This window comes from Streptomyces sp. SID13666, from assembly GCF_010548325.1.
GTDB lineage: Bacteria > Actinomycetota > Actinomycetes > Streptomycetales > Streptomycetaceae > Actinacidiphila > Actinacidiphila fildesensis.
In genome coordinates this window covers 170580-189051 of record NZ_JAAGLX010000013.1, presented here as the reverse complement: position 1 = coordinate 189051, position 18472 = coordinate 170580, and the positions used below count along the sequence as shown (strand labels likewise).

The following is an 18472-nucleotide window of genomic DNA, read 5'->3' as shown; positions in this document are numbered from 1 at the left end:
CGTGCAGGAATTGGTGTGTTTGTGTCACGGAGTGACGCCCGGCGTCCGGTTCGGGCTGCTTCCCCTGGGAGACTCGTATGCGTGCAGCGATAGTCGTTCCTGCTCTGGCGCTCGCGTTGGCCTGTCCCTTTGCGTCGGCCACCACAGCGGCGGCAGGCGACGGGCACGGTGACGGCTTGAAGGTGATGGGCCTCACCGTCGACCAGCGGCTCGTCAGCTTCTCCGAGGACGCGCCGTAGTCGCTCCGCTCGGGCGGCCGTGCGCACGGCCTGCAGGGGGACACCAAGCTGGTCGGGATCGACTTCCGTGTTCAGACGGGGAAGCTGTACGGCGTCGGCGACAAGGGTGGCGTCTACACTGTCGACCGCGACGCGAACGATAGCAAGGTCTCGCAGTTGACCGTGGCGCTGCAGGGCAACAACTTCGGCGTCGACTTCAACCCGGCTGCCAACCGTCTGCGGGTGATCAGCGATGCCGGTCAGAACCTGCGCCACAACATCGACGATCCCGCCGCCCCTCTCACCACCACCGTCGACGGCACCCTGACCAACCCCGCCGTCCCGCCCGCCACCACGCCCACCACCGCGCTTGGTGTCACCGGCGCCGCCTACACCAACAACGACCTGAACACCGCGACCGCGACGTCACTGTTCGACATCGACACCGTCAATGACCGCGTCTCGCTGCAGTCCCCGGCCAACGCCGGAACCCTCGCGCCCACGGGCCGTCTGGGAGTCAACGCGGGCCCGTCGGCCGGTTTCGACATCTACTACTCGCCCAAGGCCGGAACGAACCGGGGCTTCGCCGCGCTGCAGGCGAGCGGCACCTACAGCTTCTACCGCGTCAACGTCCTGAACGGAAAAGCCGACCGCGTCGGCAACTTCCCCACCGGCCAGCAGGTCTTCGACATCGCCCTCCCCTTGGCCCAGGACTAACTCCCAGCCGCTGGGCAGCATGGATGCCAGCTTCATCCAGTAGACCGAACGCGGCCGGGATCCCTGCCCCGGCACACGGCCTGGCCTCGTTCGAGCCCACCGGACTCGCAGCGCTCTGGCCACCAGCGCCATAGGCGTGGCCCTGCACCCAGTGCGCGGATCAGCCCGCGTGCTCCCCGCTCCCGCGGAGCATCTGCTGGACGTCCCCGTCCGCCTCGGCCAGTCCCAAGGGTCTTCAAAGGTCCGGCTGGCGTCCTCCAGTATCTCCTCCCCGGCCGGGCAGGACCCGGCGGCGGCCCGGTGTTCGCCGGCCGGCCGGTTGCTGCTGGCATCCGCCCAGGCGAACCCGGGCGAGTGACCTCTGTGTCGAAGACGCCGCCGCACTACTACGTACCCGCGCCCGCTCGCACGTGTGGCCGTCCACGCCTGCAATGTCGTTTACGCAATCATGCGCGACGAAGCACGGGCTGCGTCTGAGAGGTTGCGCAGGAAGTCAAGGGCGGCAGGTGACGCTAGGCAGTTGCCCGTTCCGGGGGGTCAGTAGCCGCACGCAGCGGGTGGTCCCGTCGAGTGTGTCGGCCAGGTGCCGCAGCGTCGTAGCGTCATCAAGGTCCGCGTCCACGTACCGCTGCGCGATCTTCTGGTAAATGGAGATGACTTCCCTCATAGCGGTCAGTGTCCCGGCGGAAGGGCTGACAGCCTCACGGCGGTCAGCCGCCGCGACGCATTGCGCGGTGCGTTCCAATTGCCGCAACAGCGCATCGCCCCGCTCGACGAGCTGGACCAAACGAAACCGTGGATCGGGGTCCGTACAGCCGACGACAGCTTGATACATCCAGGAAGACTAACGGGCCGTCGGAGGCCGACTGGCGGGCTGAGGCTCGTCCGGAGCGCAGCGCGCTGCTCAAAGTGCCAGGCCAGCACGGGCGCGGACCTCTTTGCCGTCAGCCACCGACAGCCCAGGTGGGTGCGCTCACGCGGTTGACGGTCTCTCAGCCGTGCCTTTCCACCTGGGCCGGGTTCGTTACGGAGTGCTGGGAAGCGCGGCGAGAATGGCCCGCGCGTTGGGGGCGTGAAGCGGGTTGAATCGGGAGTTGATGGTCAGGGTCAGGGTCAGATCCGTCCGCGCTGCCGCGCTGTCACCGAGGGACTGTTGGATCAGGGCTCGGTGGTAGTGGAAGAGGGCGTTGCGGATGCCTTGGTCGAGTGCCTCGTTCGATTCGGCCAGGGCTTCGTAGTCGCGGCCGTTCGTGTGCAGGGCCCAGGCCAGTGCGTCGTGGGATTCGAGGAACGGGCGGGTCCGCAGACCTTGGCGGGCGATGGTGAGGGCGTCCTGCGGGTTGCCGTGGTCGGCTTCGAACAGGGCGGCGTCGGAGTCGAGGGCGACTCCGCCTGCGGATCGAGTCGCAGTTCCTGCAGGCGGCGCGGGACGTGGACGGCCCAGCTGGTGTCGCGGAAGAACCGCTTGATCTCGCCGGAGATGTAGGGGATGGCGAAGGTCGTGAACTCGACCTCGCGGCTCAGTTCAAACCGGTCGATGGCCTTGATCAGGCCGATCGTGCCGACCTGGATGATGTCCTCACGCGGCTCGGGGCGGTTGCGGAACCGCGGCGCGACGAACGTGACCACGGCGATGTTCAGCTCGATGAGCGTGTTGCGGGCTTACTGGTACTCCCGCGTGCCTTCCTCGAGCGACTGCAGGCGGTCGAAGAACAGCTTCGACAGCTCCCGCGCGTCGGCCGGGGCGACCTTACCTGCGTCCTCGATCCACGGCAGCGGCTCAGCGGCCTGAGTCGGAGCGGTGACGGTGGTGTGTGCTGCTGTGGTGATCGTCAGCCAGGTGCAGTGCTCGGCGGGTCTGCTGATCATGTGATCGGCAGACCCGCCGCCTTGAGCGCGGCGCATCCCTGAAGTCATTTCGGACGAGGCCACGGAAGGATGGTTCTCAGGGGCAGACCTGGACCGTGTCGGTCTCGTCGTAGATGTCGGTGTCCCGCATCATGCCGTGGGCGCCGTTGTCCGCCGTGGTGAACAGCCAGCGAGTGGGGTGGCCGCCGCCGATGTAGCCGCCGTAGTCGTATCTGCACGAGAACCAGCTGTTGGTGGAGTACATGTAGCCAACGATGCCGCTGCTGGTGGTGCTGGTCTTGTACACCGGGGCGCGGTAGACGTTGTGGCACCAGAAGATGTATGCCCCGTTGTCGACGTCCCGGATGCACCCGGTGGCGGCCTGGGCGCTGGAGACCGGGACGGTGATCGTGGCGGCGAGGGCGAGGGCGGTCGCCGCGAGTGCCTTCACGGCACTTCGGGCCGGCTTATTGAGGATCAATGCACTCTCCGTGGATGAGGTTGATGAGGACTAGACGCTGGCGCACGTGGGAACGCCGGTCACCCAGGCGGGGCCTTTGAGGTAGATGTTGGTGATCCACCCACCGAGATCGGGAACATAGGACCAGGCATCGTTGGTCGTGCCCTCAAGGGTGAGCGACTGGGCGTGCATCTGGCAGGAGATGATGACGCTGGTGCCGCCGGAGATCGTCCGGACCACGGAAGCCCCAGTGTTCGGCTGCGAGCGGATGTTCAGGGAGTCGCCCCAGGTGACGTGTGCGATTCCGCTGCCGGTCGAGCCGCCGGTGCCTCCGCAGGTGGGAACGCCGGTCATCCAGGCTGGGCCTTTGAGGTAGATGTTGGTGATCCAGCCGCCCAGGTCGGGGAGGTAGGACCAGGCGTCGTTGGTCGTGCCCTCGGCGGTGATCGACTGGGCGTGTGCCTGGCAGGAGATGACGACGCTGGTGCCACCGGGGATCGTTGTGACCACGGTGGAGCCGGAGTTCGGCTGTGCGCGGACGTTCAGGGAGTCGCCCCAGGTGACGTGCGCGGCACCACTGCCTCCACCGCCCGCGCCGCCGGATGGGACATCACCGCAGGAAGGCACGTCTGGCACCCAGGCCGGCCCTTTGAGGTAGATGTTGGTGATCCAGCCGCCCAGGTCGGGGAGGTAGGACCAGGCGTCGTTGGTCGTGCCCTCCGCGGTGATCGACTGGGCGTGAGCCTGGCAGGAGATGAAGACGCTGGTGCCGCCCGGTATCGTCCGGACCACCGAGGAGCCGGTATTCGGCTGGGCACGGACGTTCAGGGAATCGCCCCAGGTGGCATGGCCGATGCTGCCGGTCCCGCCGGGGGAACCTCCCGGCGGGTTGGCCTTCGGAGCCATGCGCAGCGCACCGGCATAGTCGTTCTTCGCGCCCATCCGGAAGTCGGAGACCATGAGGAGAGTGTCCGACTCCTTGGCCTCCACCATCTTTCCGGCGCCGAGGTAGATCGCGACGTGGTGGATCGCCCCGGGCTTTCCCCAGAACAGAATGTCCCCCGGCAGCAGGGGGTCGAGGCCGGCTTCGGCGCCGAAGCGCTGGGAGCCCGGCGGGTAGAGCCCGTAGATGTTGTTCGTCAGGCCGGGGGACCCGGCGATGTCGTATCCGTACGCCTCGGACAGTGCCCAGCGCACCAGACCGGAGCAGTCAAAACCCCGCCTGATCGGATCAAATTTCGATTTGTCCTTATCGCTCCAGTCTATGGCGCCGTAGGTCTGGCCCGGCTTGGCGCCATGTCCGCCGGTCCACGTGTACCAGGTGCCGGCGTCGGTCACACCGCAGGCATTGGCGACGATCGACTTCGCTATCTCGGAAATGTCGTCCTGATGGCCCCGTACCTCGCAGGCCGTCGCGGCGGAAGCCGTCGTCACACCTGTCGTCAACGACAGCAGGCAGGCCATCGCGGCCAGGACCACGGCCGTCACCAGACTGCGCATCATTGCGCGCATAGGAATCCCTTCCTGTTGGGAAAACACCGGTGAATTCGTGCTCCGCCCCGCGGGGCGGAGATCGCCTGGAGGCGGTCAGCCGTTGAATCCGGCAGCGCACAAGGGCACGCCGGGAATCGGCTGCCAGTCGCCGCCGTAGGTGAACGCTGTGGCCGGAACCCAACCCCAGCCGTTCTTGTCGCTGTAGCTGACATCCCCCTGGGTGTAGACCCAGTAGGTATTCCTGCCGCCGCCCAGCTGCGGGTTGTCCCGTCCGACGGCCTGACAGACCATCCAGTTGTTGGCCGCGAACAGACGCCCGATCGCGGGGGACGTAGGCCACCGGTCGTCCATGACAAGGGCCTCCGTCCAGGTGGGACAGGTGCGGGAGGCGAAAACGCGGCCCGCGTAGTCCTTGACGGTCGGGCCACCCCAGCAGCTGCCACCGGCAGCATGCGCTGCGGTCGGCACGGCGACCGGCAACACCGCTAGGCAGGCGGTGGTCGCCGCAGCGGCAATGGCATGACGCGCGCTGATCTTGCGAGAGCCCATTGTCGCGATGGGGCGGAAGATGGAGCGGAGCCCTGTAGGCATATCTGAATTCCTTCTCGGACGAGTGCGGTTCCGCCGCTCACGGAGGCGCGGCAGCTGGCGGACCAGCCGGACCCGGCGCCTGTGAATCTGCTCGCGCCGGCTGGGACGTCCTCACTGTGGCCGGGCGCCGCTATGCGTCCGCTATCCGCCGGCTATGCGGCCCCGCTATCCGCCTGGACCAGCACGAATACCGGCGGCTCGGAGTGACCGCCTGCCTGCCCGTCGTACCGGAGTCAAGCCAGGCGGTGGCCCGGAAGAGGCTCCCGGTGACGGATCGCGGCCTCTAAGATCACCCAGCAGCGGGTGTTCTTATGACGGGGGAAAGCCATGCAGTTCGCGGTTCTGGGCCAGGTCGAGGTGTGGGACGCCGACAGGCTGATCGAGGTGGAACGCCCGCAGCGACGGGCGGTGCTGGCCTATCTGTTGCTGAACGCGGGGCAATCGGTAACTCTCGATCGGCTGATCGACGCGATCTGGGCCGACGACGCTCCGGCCAGCGCCCGGACCCAGATCCACAGCGCGGTCTCCGCGCTGCGCCAGACGCTGCGCGGGACCGACCCGGAGAACCGGATCCAGACCACGACCGACGGCTACCTCTGCACGGTGGGCGAGGACGAACTCGACCTGGCGGTCTTCCGGACCCGAGTGCGTCACGCCGCCACAGAGATCGCGGACCGTCGGTCCGCCCAAGCCTTGGAGAGCCTGCGCGCGGCGCTCGGGCTGTGGCGCGGCAGCGCACTGTCCGGTGTCAACGCCGCCTTCGTGGAACCGGCGCGGGCGCGCCTGCACGAAGAGCGGCTGGACGCCTGGCAGCAGCTGGCTGCCTGTGGACTCGACCTCGGTCAGGAATCGGAACTCGTGCCGATGCTGACCGAACTCGTCGAGGCCAATCCGCAGCGGGAACAGCTCGTGGGGCAGTTGCTGATCGCGCTGTACCGCACCGGCCGCCAGGCCGACGCGATCGAGCGCTACGCCGAAACGCGGCGCTTCCTGGCCGACGAGCTCGGTCTCGATCCCAGCCCCGAGCTATCCGCGATCCACGTGGCGATTCTTCGCGCCGACCGCGCGCTGGCGACAGCCGCGATGAACTCCGCCCTCGGCGCCGCCGTACCACCGGCGGCATCCCCACATCCACCACAGACCGACGACCCCGCGGCAGACAGCGTGACCTCGGCCCCCGCTCCGGCCCCGCGCCGACCGTGGCGCCGTCCGATCCGGCTGGCACTGGCAGGCGCGACCATCGCGGCCGTGGCGGGAACTGCCATCGCCATCGGGCAACAGGGCTCCGGCGCCTCCCACACCCCTACAGCCGACGCCGGCACCGCCAGTCATGTCCGGGCCCAGTCCCTGCCGATCGGACCCCTGGCACCCGTCCGCGTATACAACGTCGACGGTGACTGCAAGTCTCAGTCCGAGCGGCTTCCTGCGTGCCGCATGGGCCTGGCCAAGGACCCGCATGCGAACTACGAGGCCACCAACGTTGTGGCGCACCACATCTGGCACGGAGACGTCCTGATGGCCGACTGCATGGTGACCAACGGTGTGCGCATCGAAGACGAACACGGGGTGGGAACCCCCAACTGGTTCCGCGTACACCTGACAGATGTCCCCGGAGGCATCGCGTGGCTGCCGGCGGTACGCACCCACGACGACCCCCAACTGGCCACCTGCCCGGCCTGACCCGTCACCGCTACCCCGCGGCTGCCCTTGTCGACCTCCCTAAATGAGCCCGCGCTCTCGGGAGAGCCGGGTCAGCCGGAGGGGCGGCCTTGCGGCAACGGAACTCAAGCTCCTCGCCGCACTTCCACCGAAAGCTGCGGACCGCGCTGGGCGGATACGCCAACGCTTCCACCTCGAAGCGGGTTGTGGTAATGGGCAATGTAGGTCGCTGAGAACTCGTAGGACGATCTTGTTGATCGTTGCTGGTGGGGCGTGGCCGATGTGACGATTCGTCCGTTCGTGATGGTGTGAGAAACAAGCCGTGGATCGTGGATGACGAGCTGTGGGCCAGGATCGAGCCGCTGCTGCCGGCTTGGCTGGAACGGTCACCGGGGCCGCGTCCGGTGGACGATCGATGCTGTCTGCAGGGCATCATGTTCGTCCTGTACACCGGCATCACGTGGCAGCAACTGCCCGTTGAGCTCGGGTTCGGCTCAGGTCAGAGGTGCTGGCGGCGCCTGGGGCGGTGGCAGGAGGCGGCGGTGTTCGAGGAGCTGCACCGCATACTCCTGGCCGAGTTGAACGCGGCCGGGCAGATCGACTGGACGCGTGCGTGCGTGGACGCCTCCCACGTGCGCGCGAAAAATGGGGCGAGGCGACCGGCCCGTCGCCGGTCGACCGCCGCAAGACCGGCAGCAAACACCACCTCATCAGCGACGGCGGCGGCATCCCGTTCCATGTGATCACCACCGCGGCCAACGTCAACGACGTCACGCAGACCCTCGCCCTTGTCGACAGCGTCCCGCTGGTCGCCGGCCGCGTTGGCCACCCCCGCAAGCGCCCCGACACCCTCCTCGGCGACAAGGGCTACGACAGCAACCCCAACCGCCGTGAACTGCGGAACCGACGCATCCTGCCAGTCATCTCCCGCAAGGGTGAACGCAACATCATCGGCCTCGGCAAGCTTCCGCTACGTCGTCGAGCAGACCTTCGCCCAGCGCCATCAGTTCAAGCGCCTCGCCATCCGCTGGGAACGACGCCTCGACGTCCACAACGCCTTCGTATCACTCGCCTGCGGACTCATCTGCTGGCGACGACTCAACACCCAGTCACAATGATCGTGTTACGAGTTCATAGGGTGGTTTCCTTCGGGGTCGCCGAGGTGTGGGAGACAGTCATACCGCAGCCCAGCGGGTCCCCGGCTTTCGATTCACCACGTTCGTTGGGCACGGCCTCAAGATCGGTGCCGGGCGCCAACGGCAGCACCGATGCCCCCAAAGCCGTCATGGCGTGGAGACTAAATGTCTTCCACGGCCTACTTGGCGAACGCCGGAAGGCACGACCCGACAATGCGACTGGTCAGCTTGGCGCGTGGGGCCGGTTGACCGGGAGTGAGTCACGATGTAGCGGGCCGTGGGGCGCGTGGGTCGGGGGCGAGGGCGACAGTCATCCACGGTGCTGCCGACTCGCGGTAACTGTGTCCGACGGGTTCGATGCCTGTCTGGTCGGTGAGGCTGAACCCGGTCACCATGATCATGTCCGAGCCGGCGGCAACGGAGATGACATGGGTTCCGCAACGAGGGCAGAAGCCCCGCTTGAGGGTGGTGTAGGTCGCGAACCAAGTGGGTTCGCGGCCGGGGCCGGTCCAGGTCAGTCCGTCCCTGCGGAAGCCAACCCAGAGCACGGCGGGGCCGCCGGAGATGCGCGTTTCGTGTTCACAGGAACACAGGTGAGGGTCGTCCGGCGTGCCAAGGACCTCGTAGGCGATGTGACCGCACTGGCAGTGCCCCGTGCGGCGCTCCGATTCCAAGCCCGTGGCAGCTGTGCCCGGGGCGAGCGCGGACGGGCTAGGAACAGCCGCGGGGGGCGGAGCGGGGGCGTCGGGTGTGGACGGTGTGCGGGGCAAGGGGCTCATGGAGGGTTCCTCGGGAGGGTGGTGGATGGGGAGCAGGCGGCTACCAGGCAGCGGGGCCGGTGAGTTGGGTGATGGGTTGGCGGGCGGCCCGGGGGAGGCCGAGCTGTCGGCGAGCCTGGTGGACGGCGTCGAGTTGGTAGGAGGCCGCCGGGCCCCAGTCGAAGAGGTCCGTGGTCTGTTCGGGGGTGGCCAGGATGCGGGTGTAGGTGTGGCCGGTGGCCGGATCGGGCCGAGCGGGGTCGACGCCGATGAGTGCCGCGGCGTAGCGCAGGTATCCGCGCCGCATGGCGGGGTCGGTGACGTATCCCAAAAGCAGCGGGCCTCCGAACCGGGCTGCCGCCTCCTCTTCGGCTTCGCGGCGCAGGTGGATACCGGGTCGCCCTGGTTCTGCTCCTCGGGTGTGCCGCCGGGCAGGATGGCGACTCCTGTGTGGGGGTCGAGGAGGACGAGGACGCGCCCGTCCGGCGCGAACAGCCACGCCCACACCTGGGCGACGGCGAGGTCGTGCGGGGCCGGCCCCTGATGCCAGGGGTAGCGGTAGGTGGGGCGGGCGGTCTGCAGGACGCCAAGCCGGTCGAGGACGGTGGGGGCGATCGGGAGGCCGTTTTCCAGAAGCACCGTGCCGGCCGCGTTGAGCCGGGCAGGCAACGCGGACAGGGCGCGTCGGGCGTCGGGCGGGGAGAGCAAGTCGGGCAGCCGTGCGGGCTCGACGAACTCGATCGCGGTGATCTCGCTTGGCGGCAGATGGATTTCGCTGATCCGGTCGTCGTCCCAGGTGCCGCCGTCGAAAACGTGCAGAATCTCGCCGGGAAACCGCATGGTCGCCGGCGCGCCGGTGCTGTCGGCGGAGACCCAGTCGACGGCCAGGCCCTGGTCGGTGACAGCGGTGATGGCGAGCTCCTCCATCAGTTCACGGGCGGCGGCGTGAGCGGGGGACTCGCCCTTGTCGACGGCGCCGCCCGGCAAGAGACACGTGTCGCGATAGTCGACGTGTTGGACGAGGACCTGCCCGAGCTGGTTGGTGATCAGCAGGGACGTCCCGACCCACAGGGCGGCCGAGGCACGCAGGGCGCCGTACGCCTCGTCGGTCATTGCGCTGCTGGGCAGTTCGCCGGGAACGGAGGTGGTCGTCATGGCTCTCCGAGTCAGAAGGGGCCGGTGGGGCCGGGGGTGGATTGAGGCTGTAGGCCCGCGTCAGGCGGTGAGCCGGTGAGGTGCGTCCGGGACGGGCCCGGTCGCGAGCCGGGAGAAGTACTCGGTTGCGATGATCCTTTGACGGGTCTGCGCAGGTAGGCGGGCGAGGATCCCGGGCAACGCGCGTTCACGGGCGACCTCCCCGCGGTGCGCGAGGATCGCCGACCACTTCTGCTCCAGCCAGGGGGTGACGTTGACGGCCGTGGTGGCGTACGCGTCCGGGGTCGCGAGTACGCGTTTGCCGACGGCCTCCAGCAGCGGTCCGAGATCGCCGATGCCGGACTCGGGATGCGTGGCGCAGTACACGGCGCGCGGTTGCCAGGGCTCACCGGCTTCGGGGAAGAGGTGCGCGAGCCCAGCGTCCTGAACGGCCAGGAGTGCGGCCTGGTGGGTGCGGCGGTGGTCGGGGTGACCGGTGAGCTGGCCCAGGGCGTCGTGCGTCACCACGATGTCGGGGCGGAACGAACGGATCTGGTGGACGAGGGCGGCGATCACTTCGTCCAGCGGTGCGTCGACGAGCCGCGGGCGGCCTGGGGCCGCCTGCGGGTTGCGGGCGTCTCCGTATCCGATTATGCGAGGCGCGCTCGCACCGAGTGCGAGCAACACGTTGGCGAGTTCGGCGGCTCGCGGGCTGTCGGGTGCCCACGTCATGGTGACGACAGCGGTGCGCGCTCGCGCGGCGGCGTGCTGGGCGAGGACCCCGCCGGCGAGGAGGCTTTCGTCGTCGGGATGGGCGAACACACCGAGCAGGGAGGGTGTTGCGGGGGGCGTCACGGGCGGGATTCCCTCTCACAGTGGGCTGAGACGGTTCAGATGACAGGGGGCGGCCGGCTCTGGTGAGCGGACCACCTGGGCCAGGACATCGGGTACTGCGTCCACGCGTGGCGTCACGCTGCCTCTTGGACGAGGGAGACGGCAGCCAGAGGCATGGCCGTCAGACGGCCGACCTGGGTCACCAGCAGCAGGCGGGGCGGCAGGCACAGGATGGCGGTGCAGTTCCACATCGCTGTGGGCACCGAGCTAGCGCCGGTCAGGACTCCGGCGCCGGCCGAGGCGAACGGCCGGACGGCCCCCGGAGACTCGCCGCCTCCCCGGTCAGGTACGCGGCGAACGAAGGGTGGGCGCACAGTGAGAACGAGGTCGGCGGCCCGCCGGCCTCTGGTGGCTCGGATTCCGCAGGGATCGACTCGGCGGAGTCAGGTACGCCGTCCGCCCGCCGCGAGCAGGTCCTGCGTGCCGTCGGGAACGCGGCCGGGCCACTGGAAGACGAGCCTCGCGGAGGGCTTGTCCAGTACGTCGCCAGCCGGCAGCTGCTCGTCAGGGGTGCCGGCCGGGTGGACGGTCATCTGCGGGTAGCCGTGCTCGCGCACCTTTTGGTTCCAGGTGCGCACGCAGTCGGCAAAGCGCTCCGCCAGCTCGGCGGCGGCTGGGCCGTAGGCGTGGATGAAGAACTCGGTGAGGCGGTCGGCCGGATCCGGGGCGTCCTTGACCTTGCGGTAGGTCAGGTAGGCGAGGGAGCCGTCCGACAGCATCGCCGTCGCATCTTGTTGCGCCACCAGCGTGGACCCTTCCGCGGCGGCCAGCCGACAGAACCCCGGCAGCGTGGTCGCAGCGTAGACCTGCAAGGTCTCGAAATTGAAGGTACCCCGGACCACGAGGCCGGTGGTGATCTCGTACCGCGCCCCGCGCAGCGCCTGTTCGAGCCCGGCGGTGTCACCGGGCTCACCGTCTTCCCACCTCACCGTGACCTCGCCGTCGGCCAGACGGACGGCAGGAGCGGTGCGGGCGGCGGCACCGCGATCCCGCACGAACCCGCAGTATGTCCAGTGCTCGCAGTGCAGCACGTCGCCACGCCGCACCAGGGTGAGAGAGCGGGTGTATCCGCCCATCTCCAGCGGCACGACCAGCCGTGCGCCCTCACGGAGTTGCTCGCGCCAGGCCGGCGCGATGTCAGCCGCGTTGTGGGTGATCATCACCCCGTCGAACCCGCCAGCAGGGACGTGACCGGGCGCGCCAAGTCCGCCGTCGCCGAGGACGGCGGTGACTCGGCTGCTGCCGGCTTCGGTGCACAGGCGCTGGGTGCGGTGCACGACGTAGGGGTCGACGTCCACGGTCACCACGCGCCCGCGCGGTCCCAGGACGTGCGCTAGGAGCTCGCCGTTGTAGCCGCCCGATCCGACTTCCAGCACAGTCATCCCCGGCTCCAGCCGGAGTTGCTCGATCATGTCGGCCTGCAGCCAGGCCGCGGACACCGAACTGATCGCGGTTCCAGCCTCGTCGCGCCGGGTGATGACAGCACGGTCGCCGCCGTCGTAGGCGGTCGCGAGGCTAACTTCCGGGACGAAGCGGTGGCGAGGCACGGTCTGCAGCGCATTCCGGACCGGATGGGAGGGGGCCCAGCCGCCAGCGACGACCATCTCCGTCATCTGCTGGCGATACCGGACTGCTTCGGCCGGCTCACCGGGCACCGGTGGTACCACGGTGGCGCACGGGTAAGAGTGGACAGGCGACAGCCCCGGCAGCAGCCCGGGCCACACCGCGGTGAGCGCCTGGGCGCTGGGCGCGAAGATCTTCCCGAGGGTGTCCAGGGCGTTCAGGTCGTGCCACTCCCAGCGCACGAAGCGGTGCGGCTCGGGCAGCGACAGTGCACCGCCCCAGCTGGTGACGCGGACCACGGCGGTGACGCGGCGCACATCGAGGTGGTCGTCGTGGAGCACGGTGATGACAAAAGCGTCCTGCACGCGCGCCGTCAGCCCGGTCTCCTCCGCCAACTCCCGCACAGCGGCAACCGGTGCGGCTTCGCCCGTTTCGATGCGGCCTCCGGGCAGCTCCCACATGCCCCGTGTCGAGCGACCCAGCAGGACCCGGCCGAACGCGTCGGTGACCACCACCGCGGCACCGAAAACGGCCTGCGGCTCGGGCCGCAGGTTCTCCTCCGCGCTGAACGATCCGGCCGGCCCGCGCAGGACCAGCACCGCCAGGCCCTCCGCGGCGAACCGCTCGACATGCTCAAACCCGTCGGTGAGCGCCGCGAGTTCGCTCTCGTCCAGCGCGATGTGGCGCCGCTCCTGTGCGGTGTGCTCCGCGACCGGCGAGATGATGAAGAGCACCCCGCCCTCGCGCAGCCGCGCGCCCAGACGGCGCAGAACACGGGCACGATCGCGGAGGAAGGCGATGGACAACCGCAGCACGACCAGGTCGTAGCCGTCCTCGACGAGGTCGGCCAGGTCGTCATGCTCGACGTCCAGGCACAGCCAGCGCACCCCCGCCGCTCCGGCGTGCTCCGCGCGGGCCCGCTCCAGTGCGCCCTCGGCGAAGTCCACGGCGTCAACGGTGTACCCGAGCGAGGCGAGGTGGACGGCCATCTCGCCGGTTCCGCAGCCGACGTCGAGCGCGCGGGCGCCCTCAGGCGCCGGGGCGTGCTCGATGAGCAGGCTCTTCTCCTCGTCCCCGAGTCGCCGGAAGCCTTGTCCGCCGGTGTAGTGCTCGGACCAGTCGGTTTGGGTGATTCCCATACATCGCTCCTCGTTCGTGAAAGGCGGGGCGGTCACGGCGGGCCTTTCGGGTCGGGCGGTCATGCGGGGTCCACGACGGTGGGGGCGCTCGGGCGTGGGATGGCGGGTGTGGGGGCGTACTGGGCGGCTTGGGCGTCGAACATCGCGGCATAGCGGCCCCGGGCGGCCACGAGTTGGTCGTGGGTGCCTTGCTCGGCGAGGCGCCCTTGATGCAGGACGTAGATGCGGTCGGCGTGGCGGACGCCGGACATGCGGTGGGTGACCAGGACAACGGCACGGTTCGGGGCCGCGAGCTGGCGGATGCGGTCGAACGCGGCGATCTCGGCTTGCGGGTCCAATGCGGAGGTGGGCTCGTCCACGATGAGAACGCTGTCCGCCTCGGAGGTGGAGCTGCGCCAATGGGTGCGGGCCAGGCCGACCTTCTGCCACTCCCCGCCGGACAGTTCGATGGCTCCGCGGAACATTCGGGCCAGCAGGCTGCGCAGGCCGTCAGGGAGCTTCGCGATGACCGGTCCCGCTCCCGCGTAGTCGACGGAGGGCTGCAGGTCTGCGGGGCCGGCGTCATGGGACGGACGCCCGATCCGGATGTTCAGTCCAGCTGTCACCGGCCAGCGCTGGAAGTCCTGCGTGAGCAGCGAGACGCGGTCGAAGACCTGGGCACGGTCCAGTGAAGCCACATCGGCAGAACCCCACCGCACGGTCCCGCCCTGCGGCAGCAACAGCCCCGACAACACCTTCATCAGAGTGCTCTTACCGGAGCCGTTCTCGCCCACGACGGCGGTGACCGAGCCCATGGGCAGCGTGAGTGACACCGCGTCCAAGGCGGGCGTCTCGCGGTCCGGATAGCGATAGGTGACCCGGTCGAGGTCGACCTGCTTGACGTGTGGGGGAACGGGATCGCCCCCGCTGGGGACGGTCCGCCGTCTGGCCTCCTCCAGGAAGCGGGAGTGGTCGCGAACGTACAGAGACTCCTCGTGCAGTTGGTTCACATTCATCACCAAGACGCCCAGGCTCGCCGAACCGGAGCGGACAGCGATGACCGCGGTGCCGGCGACGGCAAGGCTCATATGCCCGCTCGTGATCAGCCAGAACATGATCCCGTAGGTCGCCGCCATGGCCAGACCGGACATTGCGGCAGCTACCCACTCGGTGACGGCCTTGCTTGTCGCCAGCCGTTCTTGCTCGGCTTCGGCGCTCTCGGCCATGCGCTCGTAGCGGCTCAGGAGGAAGCCGCCGACCGCGTGGATCCGCACTTCCTGGGCGGCACTTCGTTCGGTGAGCAGGTTGCCGATGAGGCGGCTGGCACGCACGTGCTCGATCCAGTTCATCACCGACACGTAGCGTTCCTGTGCCACGCGCATCGCGCCCCAGCCGCGCGGTGCCGCGATGAGGAGCAGCATCGGCAACAGGCCGGGGTCCAAGGCGGTGAGTACGCCTGCCGTGGAGATCAGGGAGATGGTCCCGTTCAATGCGGCGACACAGGCACCGATCATGCGGCGGGCGGATGCGGCCCCGTACTGGGCGATGTCGATCAGCCGCCGGAATACCGGGTCCTCGATGGCCTCCAGCTCCACCGACGCCGCGGCGGCCAGGTACTGCGTGGTGGCGATTCGCTCGACCAGCGGCTCCAGTCGGCCTGCCTGTGAGGTCGACCATCCCGCCAGCGCCGAGTTGATCACGGCTGCACCGGCGGCGGCGAGCAGGCCGGGCACCAGCGCGTGCAGCCGTTCCACCGAGGTGCCCGCGCCAAGCAGTGCGTGCATGACGTTGTTGACGGCGAGCAGGCCGATAGCGGCTGCGATGCCCTGTCCAATCTCGCTGGCCGTGACGGTGAGCAGAGCGCGTCGGTTCGCGTGCCACGCCATCCGCAGCGTCGCTCCGATCAGCTTCGGCATGGAGCGAAGCGCGGACAGCAAGGTCAAGTCGAGGCGTGCGTTCTCGTGTTCTGACCAGCCCATGTCGTAGCGCAGCGGGCCGCCGAACAGCTCCTGCTCCGCCTCCGAGACCCGGGGTTCAGCCATTCGTACGCGTCCGAAGAATCTCTTCATCAGGCGCCTCCTCCCGGTGCGGGCCAGCCCAGCGCCCTGTACGAGGGGCCTTCGGTGAGCATCTGGAAGATGGCCGTCGTGTAGTGATGACAGTCCGGCGGGGGTTTCTCCAGCGACACCCAGAAGAGCCCTTCATGCTTGTCCGGCTCGGCGTTGTGCGGCTCACCGGTCCAGGACTGGGCCAGGAACACGGCGGTGATCCTGTCGATCCCCCCGGGAGCGCGATGGTGGACGAGCCCGCAAAACTCCTGGTGGACGTCGCTGATATGGACTCCGGTTTCTTCTTCCGCCTCTCGCCGTGCCGCGTGGTCCAGCGGTTCGTCGGCCATCAGGTGGCCCCCGACGACGGTGAGTTGGCCTGGCGCGAGCGCCGCATCGGGCTTCCTGCGTACGCACAGGGCGGATCCGTTCCCGCGCAGCAGGACCTGGGCGACGTCCGCGATCAGCCGGTGGTGCTCGTCGCTCATCGTCGCCCCTCCTGCGCCAGGCGCTCGACGGTGAGCCGACCGCGGGCGGTCACATGAGTGTCGCCGTGGCGGAGGCCGTAAGCGAGGGCGCTGGCCGCGTCGGCCGCTGCGAACGCCACCAGTGCCTGTTCCTCAAGGGCGGAGAGCGGGCGCCCGTATCCGGCGAACAGCGCCGTGCTCAGTTCGGGGTGTTCGGGCCATACGGCGGTGGCGAGTTTGACGAAGTCGGCGACGAGCGGCCCCGGGGTGCTGCGTTCGTAGTCGATCAGCGCGCAGCACCGGCCGTTCCAGAGCATGTTGCGTTCCCAGAAGTCCCCGTGGAGAAGTCCAGCCGGCAGCGGACTGAGGTCCGGGAGGGTGCTGACGAGGCGACGGAGCATGTCTGCTTCGGTTCCGGACAGGTGGTCGCTGGCGGCAGCAAGGTGCTTCTCCAGCCCGGTGACCGTGGCCTCGATGGCGTGCGCGGCCTCGGCCTGGGCCGCATGGTTCGGCAGCGCCTCGTGGAAGCCGCGCAGGAGTCGGCCGGCCTGCTCGTGTGCGGCGAGGCGCTGAGCGGGTGACGCCTCGCTCTTGAGGGGTTCGCCGTCCACGGCGGTGAGGATTAGGGCGAGCAGCTCGGGCGAGCTGTCCTTCAGGGCAGGGGCGTTGGCGTAGCCGAGGTGTGGGACGGCCTCACGATAGGCGCGAGTCTCGCGGGTGTAGAAGACCGGGCTGGGGGCCACCTTCACGAAGTGGCGGCCGGCTCGGCTGGTCACCTCCCACACCTGTGAGTTCGTCCGTGCGTGGGCGGTGTCGCGTACGGCCTGGATCGGCCCCACCACCGATTCCACCCACGCGGCCAGTGACGCGGGAAGGCTTGCAGGCTCCGTCATGCCAGGTACCTCGTATCCGGTCGGGACCCGCCGGTGAGGCATCCGGTGCAGAAGCCAACGGGGCGAGCGGAGGTGTACGAGCAAGGAGCGGCATCTTCGAACACAGGATGAACGAGCGCAGGACGATGCAGGCGATGCAAGCGATGCATGGGGTGCTCCTCGGGCGCGATGCGGACAGGTGATCGGGTAACTGGGCCGTTCCTGTCGCCGTCACGGGTGTGCAGGGGCGAAATCTAGAACCGAATTTCGAATAGCGGGGTCGCCCTTGATGCGACTGAGGATGCTGCGCTGTGATGTTGCGTTCGATCACTCCTGTGGGTCTGGGTACTTCTTATGGGGGATTGCGGAGACAGGTCAGCGTGAGGGTGTCGCCTGGGCGGCTTGTCCGGCGGTGCCCACCTCTCGGTTGGTGCTGCGGCCAGGCGCGAGGAGATCGCTTAGCGTTGCTTCGGCAAGGGTGGCGGCGTCGGTGAGCGACTGGAGGTGGGCGCGGGGAAGCGTGCCTGCGGCGAGTCCAGACGATGTGATCACTGCGTTGAGGCTTTGCTTGTGCTCACTAGACAGGCGGGTCCGTGTGGCGTGACTATCCAGGACCTCGCGTGCGGCATAGGCGTCTCGTCTGGCCGCGTCGGCGACGGCGGACCTCAGGAGGGTGGCTGCCGGGATGATGCTGGCGGGGTCCAACTCCAACGCGCTCAGACCGACTCTGGTCTGAAACAGCGCGGTCGACGGATCGGGCTCGGAGACAAGTGCGGTTGCCTGCTGCAGGACGACGTCCAGATCCTGCTGTTGCAGTGGCGAGGATGTGGGCTGGCAATGGGCGCGCAGGAGGGCTGCGACGGTGTTCTCCCACGGTTCGGTGGGGACGGTGGAGTCGATCAGATCCAGGGCTTCCTGTCCGAGGCCGCGTTCCATCAGGGACATGATCTTGATCTGACGGCCGTCGAGGAGGCGGTTGGCGATGCCGCGGTGCTTGGTCATGGCGTCGGCGGCCTCGGTCCAGCGGCCGATCCGTGCCAGGGCGCGGGCGCCGTCGACGAGCACCGTGATCCATAGCTCCTCGCAGACCTTCCGATGGTCCGCGTCAGTACGGACCAGGGCCGCCAGGTCGACGGTGCGGCCGTGGATCACGGCTGCTTCACGTTTCTGGGCGGCACGGTAGAGGCGGGTGAGAACGTCGTAGGCGGCTGCGCCGTCGCCGTCGCGGGTCAGCAGCCGGGAGATATTGACCAGCGGCATCAACGACATGACGGCGATGTCGCCCGCCAGGCGCCCGGCACTGGCGAAGATCCGGTGCTGTCGCCAGCACAGGTCGGCTGCCAGGTCGGGCATCCCGACGTCGGACGCGATCAGCGCGGCGTAGTTGAGGACCCCGCAGGCGCGAGCCACCAGGTCGTGGTGGCTGGCGCCTGCGGGCGCGACGGTCAGCCCGGTGAGGTGAGTGATGCGCTCGTCCAGCGGGAGCGCCGGCGCT

The 18472-nt window shown here is 68.8% G+C and carries 14 protein-coding genes and 3 pseudogenes; 4 read left to right on the top strand and 13 right to left on the bottom strand.

Annotated features, from left to right (window positions below; all coding sequences use genetic code 11):
* Positions 1–77: 77 nt before the first annotated feature.
* Positions 78–935: pseudogene (locus G3I60_RS19410) on the top strand (DUF4394 domain-containing protein).
* A gap of 169 nt (positions 936–1104) precedes the next feature.
* Positions 1105–1293 carry a hypothetical protein gene (locus G3I60_RS19405; protein WP_164294189.1) on the top strand — a complete coding sequence of 63 codons (189 nt, stop codon included), beginning with the start codon at positions 1105–1107 and terminating at the stop codon, positions 1291–1293.
* Positions 1294–1428: 135 nt separating this feature from the next.
* Here the strand turns inward: G3I60_RS19405 and G3I60_RS19400 are convergent, their stop codons facing one another.
* From G3I60_RS19400 to G3I60_RS19380, 5 genes and pseudogenes are all read right to left on the bottom strand, one after another.
* Complete coding sequence (locus G3I60_RS19400) at positions 1429–1770, bottom strand: hypothetical protein (protein ID WP_164294188.1); 342 nt, start codon at positions 1768–1770, stop codon at positions 1429–1431.
* A gap of 563 nt (positions 1771–2333) precedes the next feature.
* Positions 2334–2804 (bottom strand): annotated as a pseudogene (locus G3I60_RS19395) (sigma-70 family RNA polymerase sigma factor); the annotation flags it as partial.
* Between the two features lie 76 nt (positions 2805–2880).
* On the bottom strand, positions 2881–3264 hold the full coding sequence (locus tag G3I60_RS19390; protein WP_164607543.1) for a hypothetical protein: 384 nt from the start codon (positions 3262–3264) through the stop codon (positions 2881–2883).
* A gap of 30 nt (positions 3265–3294) precedes the next feature.
* Positions 3295–4755 carry an NlpC/P60 family protein gene (locus tag G3I60_RS19385; RefSeq protein WP_239069992.1) on the bottom strand — a complete coding sequence of 487 codons (1461 nt, stop codon included), beginning with the start codon at positions 4753–4755 and terminating at the stop codon, positions 3295–3297.
* A 75-nt stretch (positions 4756–4830) separates the two neighbouring features.
* Positions 4831–5328: a hypothetical protein gene (locus G3I60_RS19380; RefSeq protein ID WP_164294186.1), complete on the bottom strand. Its 498-nt coding sequence runs from the start codon at positions 5326–5328 to the stop codon at positions 4831–4833.
* A 327-nt stretch (positions 5329–5655) separates the two neighbouring features.
* On the opposite strand from G3I60_RS19380, the gene G3I60_RS19375 reads away from it, so the two are divergent.
* Both G3I60_RS19375 and G3I60_RS19370 read left to right on the top strand, forming a co-directional pair.
* Positions 5656–7008, top strand: a complete 1353-nt coding sequence (locus tag G3I60_RS19375; protein WP_164294184.1) for an AfsR/SARP family transcriptional regulator — start codon at positions 5656–5658, stop codon at positions 7006–7008.
* A gap of 287 nt (positions 7009–7295) precedes the next feature.
* A pseudogene (locus G3I60_RS19370) lies at positions 7296–8105 on the top strand (IS5 family transposase).
* 278 nt (positions 8106–8383) lie between these two features.
* Here G3I60_RS19370 and G3I60_RS19360 read toward each other — a convergent pair.
* The 8 genes from G3I60_RS19360 to G3I60_RS19330 form a co-directional block, all read right to left on the bottom strand.
* Positions 8384–10036, bottom strand: a complete 1653-nt coding sequence (locus tag G3I60_RS19360; RefSeq protein WP_239069991.1) for an NUDIX domain-containing protein — start codon at positions 10034–10036, stop codon at positions 8384–8386.
* A 60-nt stretch (positions 10037–10096) separates the two neighbouring features.
* Complete coding sequence (locus tag G3I60_RS19355; RefSeq protein ID WP_343241040.1) at positions 10097–10870, bottom strand: PIG-L deacetylase family protein; 774 nt, start codon at positions 10868–10870, stop codon at positions 10097–10099.
* A gap of 113 nt (positions 10871–10983) precedes the next feature.
* The gene (locus G3I60_RS46435) at positions 10984–11112 is read right to left on the bottom strand and encodes a hypothetical protein (RefSeq protein WP_275405920.1); all 129 of its coding nucleotides are present in this window, start codon (positions 11110–11112) and stop codon (positions 10984–10986) included.
* A 180-nt stretch (positions 11113–11292) separates the two neighbouring features.
* Entirely contained in the window at positions 11293–13611 is a 2319-nt protein-coding gene (gene fxlM / locus G3I60_RS19350) for a methyltransferase, FxLD system (protein ID WP_164294182.1), read from the bottom strand.
* Positions 13612–13670: 59 nt separating this feature from the next.
* Complete coding sequence (locus G3I60_RS19345) at positions 13671–15659, bottom strand: ABC transporter ATP-binding protein (RefSeq protein ID WP_164294181.1); 1989 nt, start codon at positions 15657–15659, stop codon at positions 13671–13673.
* Entirely contained in the window at positions 15659–16126 is a 468-nt protein-coding gene (locus G3I60_RS19340) for an NUDIX domain-containing protein (RefSeq protein ID WP_164294180.1), read from the bottom strand. Before G3I60_RS19340 ends, G3I60_RS19345 begins: the two co-directional genes overlap by 1 nt.
* Positions 16123–16998, bottom strand: coding sequence for an aminoglycoside phosphotransferase family protein (locus G3I60_RS19335; RefSeq protein ID WP_164294179.1), 876 nt, complete (start codon positions 16996–16998; stop codon positions 16123–16125). Before G3I60_RS19335 ends, G3I60_RS19340 begins: the two co-directional genes overlap by 4 nt.
* 354 nt (positions 16999–17352) lie before the next feature.
* Positions 17353–18387 (bottom strand): hypothetical protein, encoded by a 1035-nt coding sequence (locus G3I60_RS19330; protein WP_203673298.1) that lies wholly within the window; start codon positions 18385–18387, stop codon positions 17353–17355.
* Positions 18388–18472: the final 85 nt, after the last annotated feature.